We start from the raw sequence: 8138 nt of genomic DNA, 5'->3' as shown, positions 1-8138 counted from the left end.
AGCCCCTATCCGGGGCGGGACTTCATTTCTTTTCAAACGCGAAAAGAAACGAAGCAAAGAAACGCGTTCAAACCGCGAATACCTCAGTGTCGTCGTTGCTCATTTCAGGTTTTTGGCACGAACGTAGTTCCGCCCCCACCCATCAACGCTCAGTTGAACACCCACCTCAAGCCCGGACGGCGCGCACACGCTTCGCCTCCGGCGCCGTAAAAACAATACTGGCGTACAGCCGATAAACCAAATAACCGCCCGTTGAACACGGGCGAACTAACAATCCATGTAGGTCGGTGGGTCAATCGACGTTGAAATTACGTCATTTGGGGCGCTGGAGGCGAAGCGTGTGCGCGGCGTTTGGTCTTGATGTGGGGGTTCGACTGCGGATTGATGTGTGGGGGCCGTGCTACGTTCGTGCCAAAAGCCTGAAGTGATCGACGACGACACTTAAAAATTGGCGGTTTAAAACGCGTTCTTTGCTTCGTTTCTTTGCGCGTTTGCAAAGAAATGAAGTCCCGCCCCGGATAGGGGCTAACAGAAATAAGCAAGAAAATACTACTTATGCAGAACGACCACGCGAGCAGAAGGACTCAACGCTCTCCCCACACTCGCCGCGAGCAGCACCCCCTCCGCCCTAGCCCCACACTCACCGCCAGTAGCACCGCCACCGCGATCAGGCCCAACCCCAAAGCCTGCGGCCAGCAACCCCCTGATGCAAAAAAAAGCGTGCCAGATAATCCGGCACGCTTCGAGGTACGCCAGGGGATTTGCTTTTCCTCCAAATAGCAATGGCGCCGGCAGACACCAGACACCGTGAGAGATTCCCAAGAGAGGCGACACTTGGTTCCACTCCCCAAACCACGCATGACCAAAGTATTAGCCTAAACTCGATAAAATGAACTCAGCCGTATCCTAATTTGCTCGTGCTTTCCTCGATGCGGTTTCTTTTCAAAAACCGTGGAAAGCCGCATAAAGCGGGCTCATAAGGCGTCGAGACCTCACCGAGCGGCCAGCGTCCACCGAACCGACGTTGATTCCGGGTGTTATTAGCGATACCCTTACGACTTCAACGGTTGTCTCGTCTTGAGGCTCGTAGCGAGGACAGGTTTCGTGAAGCGCGGGTGGTTGTGTCAATGTGTCGTGGCGCTTTTTGTGGTTTTGAGCGGCTGCGGGAAAGGTGGACCGGATTCACAGACGTCGGCAAGCAGTGCCGGGGCACCGGGAAGTCAAGCCGCAACGCCGCGCATGCCGCCGGTCGAAACGCCGCGCGAAACCGCGTCGCTCGACTCAATGGCGGGACAGGAAACCGTAGCGATCGCGCAGTTACCGAAGCAGGCCGTGACGACTTTGCGGCAAATCCAGGCTGGCGGGCCGTTTCCGTTCGAGAAGGACGGCATCGTGTTCGGCAACCGTGAGCGCTTGCTACCGTCGCATCCGCGAGGTTTTTACCACGAGTACACCGTTCCTACGCCGCGCGCCCGCGATCGCGGCGCACGCCGGATCGTATGTGGTGGCCCTCGCAGGCAGATTGACAACTGCTTCTATAGCGACGACCACTACGCGAGTTTTAAACGTATTGCGGGATAACTTCGGGATGAACGGCATGAGCGACAACATCTACGCGCACGACAACGGTGTTGCGAGTGATTTTTTCGCGACCGGCGATGGCAACATGTTTCAACGGGTCTTGCGACTCCGCGCAACTGAAGAAAAGCAAGCCGACGACGCGCCGAACCCGTCGCCGTCTGCATTGAACGAGGGGTCTATGAGTCTTTTCAAGACGGTACGATCGAATATCGTGCAGTCGATCCGTGCTTTTCGGGTTCAGGATCTAGCCGACGAAGCGAACAAACTCGGCCAGCATTTCCTGTATGCGTATTGCGGACAAGCGCAAAGTAAGCAGGAAGTGCTCGAAACTATCGCGACATCGTTTCTATTTCCTAAACATTTCGGCAAAAATTACGATGCGCTTTACGACAGTCTTACCGATCTCGTGCACAAGGCGGGCTCGCAGCCTGGCTTTGTGATCGTGCTGGAAGCACTTCCAGTGGCTCAGAAATTCGATAAGGAAGGTCGCGAAACCTTGCTCGACGTTTTTCGCGAAGCCAGCGAGTTCTGGGCGGAACGTCGAGTCGCTTTCAGGGTGTTCTATTCGTTCGCATGACGCTCGGGCCCTTGGGCGGGCGGGGTTGAGGCGGTTCTGCTGGTGGTAAGCGCGCGGCGAGGGTGTAGCCCTTGTGGTTGCAGTTGCCACTCGTAGAACCGCTCCACCCTATATACCCGCACTAATTGCTAGCAGCCCACCCACTCACCACCCTCCCCATCGCCCGGCAAGGGCTGCCAACACTGCAATCCCGGCGGTTTCCGTGCGCAACACGCGGGCCCCAAGGCCGAGCGAGGTAAACCCGGCGTCAACTATCGCCGCCTCTTCGCCCGGCGAGAACCCCGCCTCGGGGCCGATTGCGATTGTGATCGGCGCAGCAGGCGCTGCCACCGGCAATGACCCAAACCCGAGCTCGGCACGCGGCGAGAGCAGCAGCCTCAACTCATCGGTTCCCGCAGATGGCAAGCCGTTCAGCCAAGCATGCAAATCCTTCGCTGGCGAGACTTCCGGCACCCGATTGCGCCCGCATTGCTCGCAGGCTGCGTGGACTAAAGCTTGCCAGTGCAACTGCCGGCGCACGGCACGCTCGCTTGACAGCCTCACCACGCCACGCTCGGCAGTGAGCGGCACTATCGAGGAAACGCCCAGTTCCACCGATTTCTCGATCAACCAGTCCATTTTGTCGCCGCCCGCTACGCCCTGCGCCAGCGTGATTCGATACGGCGGCTCGGCTTCACGCGCGACAAATTCATTGAGCTGTACGATCGCCGTGCGCTTGCCGATCTCCAACAAATGGGCGCGATACTCGCCGCCTTTACCATCGAAGAGGTCAAGCACATCACCGGTCTGCAGGCGCAGTACTTGAATGTGACGGACGACATCGTCCGGGAGCGACAGGGTTTCGCCCGCAACGAGCGGAGCGGCAACGAAGAAACGTGGCATCAGTTGGCTCGCCCGCGAACGCCTGGGCGCGCGGGCAGTAGGGTGACGGTGGTGAAGGGGAGGCTAGTTTAAATGACGCGCAACGGCCCAGCGATAACCATCCGGATCTTCGAATTGCGCGAAACGGTCACCCCAGAACTGATCCTGCGGCTCAATCAGCGCACGCGCGCCCACCGCAAGGGCGCGCGCGTACGTGGCGTCGACGTCGTCAACGTACAAATAGAACGACTGCGGCGCCATCAGTCCGGTGCTTTTGGGCGTCTTCGCGTGCGAGCCGTAGGCGCCTTCGGGCGCAAACATCAAGATCAATTGTCCGCGATACGTCATCTCGACGTGAATCACAGTCCCGTCGTCGTTGACACTGTCACGCACCGTGAATCCCAGAGCCTGTTCGTAAAAACCGGTGCTTACACGGGCATCCCGCACCGTCAGGTACGGCGTGAGCCACGGCACATCGGCGGGGCGGGGGTCCGTCATTCAGTATCTCCTTGACGCTCAACAGTGGAGACTATTGTGCCATGGCGCTTTGTCCCGGAAGGACGTGGGCAATGGGGTTGGTTGTTGCGGGTTGCAGGCCGGACGCGAGTGTGGCAGCGGGGGGGCTGCTTCGCTTCAATCACCCCATTCTTGCCTCATTGGCACCTCGCGCAAGCCTCGTTCCTGTGCCCTTGCCCGCCTGCCTTTCTGGCGCCTCTGCTAGAATGGCCGCCTTCCGATCCTCTCCGTTTCTTGTCGCGTCGGGCGCTGAAAAGTTGATTTCGCCACCCGCCCGGCGCGTCGCTCAGAATCATCCGAGGATCTTTTCAGGACCTACCGGACTCGACATGACAATCCCGAATTCCAGCCAGACCAGCCTGATGGCCAACGCGATCCGCGCGCTGGCAATGGATGCCGTTCAGCAAGCCAATTCCGGCCATCCAGGCATGCCAATGGGCATGGCGGAAATCGGCGTCGCGCTTTGGTCACGTCACCTAAAGCACAATCCCGCCAATCCGCATTGGGCCGACCGCGATCGTTTCGTCTTGTCGAACGGTCACGGCTCCATGCTGCTCTATTCGTTGCTGCACCTGACGGGCTACGACCTGCCAATGGACGAGCTGAAGAAATTCCGCCAGTTGCATTCGAAAACGCCAGGTCACCCGGAATGGGGCATCACGCCAGGCGTCGAAACGACGACGGGTCCGCTCGGGCAAGGGCTCGCTAACGCGGTCGGCATGGCGCTCGCTGAAGCGCTGCTGGCCGCGGAATTCAATCAGGACGGCGCGAAGATCGTCGATCACCACACGTACGTGTTTCTCGGCGACGGCTGCATGATGGAAGGCATCTCGCACGAAGCGTGCTCGTTCGCCGGCACGCTCAAGCTGCACAAGCTGATTGCGCTGTACGACGACAACGGCATTTCCATCGACGGCCACGTGGAACACTGGTTCCACGACGACACCCCGAAGCGCTTCGAAGCCTATGGCTGGAACGTGATCCGCGCAGTGGATGGCCACAATGTCGATGCAGTTGATGCGGCAATCGCGCAAGCCAAGACCTCAGACAAACCCACGTTGATCTGCTGCAAGACGACCATCGGCAAGGGTGCGCCGACCAAGCAGGGTAGCCACGATTCGCATGGCGCACCGCTCGGTGCGAAGGAAATCGCCGATGCACGCGCGGGCCTCGGCTGGACGTGGGAACCGTTTGTCATTCCCGACGAGGTCTATGCGTCGTGGAACGCCAAGGAAGAAGGCGCGCGCGTGGAGGCGGAGTGGAACAAGCGTTTCGCTGCGTATCGCGCGAAGCATTCGGCTCAAGCCGCTGAATTCGTGCGTCGGATGAACGGTGAATTGCCGGCCAATTGGGCGCAGGACGCGAAAAATATCATCGAGTCCGCGAACCAGAAGGGCGAAACCATTGCCACGCGCAAGGCGTCGCAACAAACGCTCGACGGCCTCGCCGCCGCGTTGCCCGAATTGCTGGGCGGTTCCGCCGACCTGACGAGCTCGAATCTCACGAACTGGAAGGCGTCGAAGAACGTGCGCGCGGGTGTCGAAAGCAGCGACATCCAGTGGGGCAACCACATCAATTACGGCGTGCGCGAATTCGGCATGAGCGCCGCGATCAACGGCATGGTGGTGCACGGCGGCTATCGGCCGTTCGGCGGCACGTTCCTGACGTTCTCGGACTACAGCCGCAACGCGCTGCGCGTAGCCGCCCTCATGAAGTCGCGTTCGATCTTCGTGTTCACCCACGATTCGATCGGCCTGGGCGAAGACGGCCCGACGCACCAGTCGGTCGAACAAACGTCGAGCTTGCGCCTGATTCCGCACTTGCATGTATGGCGCCCGGCCGATACCGTTGAAACCGCGGTCGCGTGGACGCAAGCTATCGAGTACAACGGACCGTCGGTGCTGATTTTCACGCGTCAGAACCTGCTGTTCTCGCCGCGCAATGACGTACAAATTGCAAATGTGGCGAAGGGCGGCTACGTACTGCGCGACTGGAACGACGACATCCCGGCGCGCAAGATCATCCTGATCGCGACGGGTTCGGAAGTGGAACTCGCGCTCAAGGCAGGCGAGGCGCTCGCGCAGGAAGGCATCGGCGCGCGCATCGTGTCCATGCCTTGCACGAACGCGTTCGATCTCCAGGACGCGGAATACCGCGAGCGCGTGCTGCCTAAGGGTGTTGTGCGCGTTGCGATCGAAGCGGGCGTGACGGATTTCTGGCGCAAGTATGTAGGTCTCGAAGGCGGCGTGGTAGGCATCGATTCGTTCGGCGAATCCGCGCCTGCTGGCGAGCTGTTCAAGTATTTCGGCTTCACCGTCGAGCATGTCGTGGAGACGGCCAAAGCCGCACTCGCCGGCTGAACGGATTCGCTGCTTGAGCTTGAGCCTGAGGGCTCAGGCTTTAGGCAGCAGAACGGGCAGCGGCGAACTGGAAGTTTTTTCAGCCATCAGGAGATTGACCATGACGATTCGCGTTGCAATTAACGGCTATGGCCGTATCGGCCGCAATACCCTGCGTGCCCTGTATGAAAACGGCAAGAAACATGACATCGAGATCGTCGCGATCAACGATCTCGGCGACGCCAACACCAACGCGCACCTGACGCAATACGACACGGCGCACGGCAAGTTCCCCGGCGTGGTGTCGGTGGATGGCGATTACCTCGTCGTCGACGGCGACCGTATTCGCGTGCTGGCCACCCGGAACCCGGCTGAATTGCCGTGGGCCGAACTGAAGGTCGACGTGGTGATGGAATGCACGGGCTTCTTCACCACGAAGGAAAAGGCCAGCGCGCACATCAAGGCCGGCGCGAAGAAGGTCATCATTTCTGCTCCGGGCGGCAAGGATGTCGACGCGACCATCGTCTACGGCGTGAACCACCACGTGCTGAAGGCATCGGACACGGTCATTTCGAATGCGTCGTGCACGACGAACTGCCTCGCGCCGCTCGTCAAGCCGCTCAATGACAAGATCGGCCTGGTCAACGGCCTGATGACCACGATCCACGCCTACACGAACGACCAGGTCCTGACGGACGTGTATCACGAGGATCTGCGTCGCGCGCGCTCGGCTACGCATAGCCAGATTCCGACGAAGACGGGCGCTGCATCGGCCGTTGGTCTGGTGTTGCCCGAGTTGAACGGCAAGCTCGATGGTTACGCGATCCGCGTGCCGACCATCAATGTATCGATCGTCGATTTGTCGTTCATCGCTGCCCGCGATACGACCGTGGACGAGGTTAATTCGATCATGAAGGAAGCATCGGAAGGCGCGTTGAAGGGCATTCTGGGCTACAACACGGCGCCGCTGGTTTCGATCGACTTCAACCACAACCCGGCTTCATCGACCTTCGACGCCACGCTGACGAAGGTGTCAGGCCGGCTGGTCAAGGTGTCGAGCTGGTACGACAACGAATGGGGCTTCTCGAACCGCATGCTGGACACCGCGGTGGCGCTGGCGAACGCGAAGTAAGCGCGAAGTAAACATTGATCTTAGTGTTGGTGCGCTAAATGAAAAAGCCGCTCGAAAGAGCGGCTTTTTTCAAGTCTGCAGGCAGAGCGAGCCTACTTCTTGTGCGGGCAATTTTCCTTCGAACAAGAGCCATACAGCGCAAGCGCGTGCTCGTGAAGTCTGAAGCCGCGTTCTTTCGCGATGGCTTGCTGGCGGTTCTCGATTTCTGCGTCGAAGAATTCTTCCACCAGGCCGCAATCGAGACACACCAGGTGGTCGTGATGCGTACCTTCGTTGAGTTCGAACACGGCTTTGCCGGACTCGAAGTTGTTACGCGACAGTAAGCCGGCCTGCTCGAACTGCGTCAATACGCGATACACGGTTGCAAGACCGATATCGAGTTCTTCATGTAGCAAACTGCGATACACGTCTTCTGCCGTCAGGTGACGGACGGGGCTATGTTGGAAGATCTCCAGAATTTTGAGCCGGGGCAAGGTCGCCTTCAGCCCGATATTTTTGAGATCGGCGGGATTGGTCATCGCTAGGGATCCCTAGAGTACAATTCAAGGTTCTCATAGTAATGCGTTTTTACCGTTCCGGGCATCATCGAACGAAATGGCGCGATCTTCGAAAGACCCCCGAAACTTGCTGCGCCACCCGTTGGCGTTGGCTGAGCGAACGGTGAAATGAAGGATGAAATGTTTCCAAAATCTTTATTGAATCGCCGGGAGAGCCGTCTAATGCGCGGAACCTTGATCGCAGCCGCCACAATGACCGTCCTGGCCGGGTGTTCTACTTACAACAGCGTTACGCAACGGTTTGCTCAGCACATCACACCGTATCGGATCACGGTGGTGCAGGGCAATTTCGTTTCACATGAGGCCGCCGCCCAAATGCAGGTCGGCATGTCGCGTGATCAGGTAAAAGCGATTCTCGGCACGCCGTTGCTGGCAGACATGTTCCACGCGGACCGGTGGGACTACATTTTCTATTTCAAGCGTGGTTCCACTTCGGTCGTGCAGCAGCGTGACTTCGTGGTGAACTTTGCCGGCGATCGGGTGGCGAACTGGACCGGCGGTGAAAACCTGCCGTCCAATCTGGAGTTGCTCGCCGAGATCGACGGCGACAAGGGCGTCAAGCTCGCGTCGGCGAC

General features: G+C 59.1%; 8 protein-coding genes. 5 read left to right on the top strand and 3 right to left on the bottom strand.

What is annotated here, in order from left to right; all coding sequences use genetic code 11:
• Positions 1-1104: 1104 nt before the first annotated feature.
• Both WCA53_RS15340 and WCA53_RS15335 read left to right on the top strand, forming a co-directional pair.
• Entirely contained in the window at positions 1105-1581 is a 477-nt protein-coding gene (locus WCA53_RS15340) for a ribonuclease (RefSeq protein ID WP_423911812.1), read from the top strand.
• 16 nt (positions 1582-1597) lie between these two features.
• Positions 1598-2158 (top strand): barstar family protein, encoded by a 561-nt coding sequence (locus WCA53_RS15335; RefSeq protein ID WP_423911809.1) that lies wholly within the window; start codon positions 1598-1600, stop codon positions 2156-2158.
• A gap of 144 nt (positions 2159-2302) precedes the next feature.
• On the opposite strand, the gene WCA53_RS15330 is transcribed toward WCA53_RS15335, so the two are convergent.
• Together WCA53_RS15330 and WCA53_RS15325 are read right to left on the bottom strand one after the other, a co-directional pair.
• Positions 2303-3040, bottom strand: coding sequence for a 16S rRNA (uracil(1498)-N(3))-methyltransferase (locus WCA53_RS15330; RefSeq protein ID WP_423911806.1), 738 nt, complete (start codon positions 3038-3040; stop codon positions 2303-2305).
• A gap of 63 nt (positions 3041-3103) precedes the next feature.
• Complete coding sequence (locus tag WCA53_RS15325) at positions 3104-3517, bottom strand: VOC family protein (protein WP_423911803.1); 414 nt, start codon at positions 3515-3517, stop codon at positions 3104-3106.
• 347 nt (positions 3518-3864) lie between these two features.
• Between WCA53_RS15325 and tkt the strand changes: the two genes are divergently transcribed.
• Together tkt and gap are read left to right on the top strand one after the other, a co-directional pair.
• Positions 3865-5895 carry a transketolase gene (gene tkt / locus WCA53_RS15320; protein WP_423911801.1) on the top strand — a complete coding sequence of 677 codons (2031 nt, stop codon included), beginning with the start codon at positions 3865-3867 and terminating at the stop codon, positions 5893-5895.
• A 100-nt stretch (positions 5896-5995) separates the two neighbouring features.
• Positions 5996-7006 (top strand): type I glyceraldehyde-3-phosphate dehydrogenase, encoded by a 1011-nt coding sequence (gap, locus tag WCA53_RS15315; protein WP_423911798.1) that lies wholly within the window; start codon positions 5996-5998, stop codon positions 7004-7006.
• Positions 7007-7098: 92 nt separating this feature from the next.
• On the opposite strand, the gene fur is transcribed toward gap, so the two are convergent.
• Positions 7099-7524, bottom strand: coding sequence for a ferric iron uptake transcriptional regulator (gene fur, locus WCA53_RS15310; RefSeq protein WP_423911793.1), 426 nt, complete (start codon positions 7522-7524; stop codon positions 7099-7101).
• Positions 7525-7725: 201 nt separating this feature from the next.
• On the opposite strand from fur, the gene WCA53_RS15305 reads away from it, so the two are divergent.
• Positions 7726-8138 (top strand): outer membrane protein assembly factor BamE (locus WCA53_RS15305; protein ID WP_423911789.1); only part of this gene is annotated, 413 nt, incomplete at its 3' end.

Source organism: Caballeronia sp., from assembly GCF_049581465.1.
GTDB lineage: Bacteria > Pseudomonadota > Gammaproteobacteria > Burkholderiales > Burkholderiaceae > Caballeronia.
This window is presented reverse-complemented; position numbering and strand designations above follow the sequence as displayed.

Coding starts and splice junctions, on each gene's coding strand:
- WCA53_RS15330 (WP_423911806.1), bottom strand. CDS start 3,040: ATGCCACGTTTCTTCGTTGCCGCTCCGCTCGTTGCGGGCGAAACCCTG.
- tkt (WP_423911801.1), top strand. CDS start 3,865: ATGACAATCCCGAATTCCAGCCAGACCAGCCTGATGGCCAACGCGATC.
- WCA53_RS15325 (WP_423911803.1), bottom strand. CDS start 3,517: ATGACGGACCCCCGCCCCGCCGATGTGCCGTGGCTCACGCCGTACCTG.
- gap (WP_423911798.1), top strand. CDS start 5,996: ATGACGATTCGCGTTGCAATTAACGGCTATGGCCGTATCGGCCGCAAT.
- WCA53_RS15335 (WP_423911809.1), top strand. CDS start 1,598: ATGAGCGACAACATCTACGCGCACGACAACGGTGTTGCGAGTGATTTT.
- fur (WP_423911793.1), bottom strand. CDS start 7,524: ATGACCAATCCCGCCGATCTCAAAAATATCGGGCTGAAGGCGACCTTG.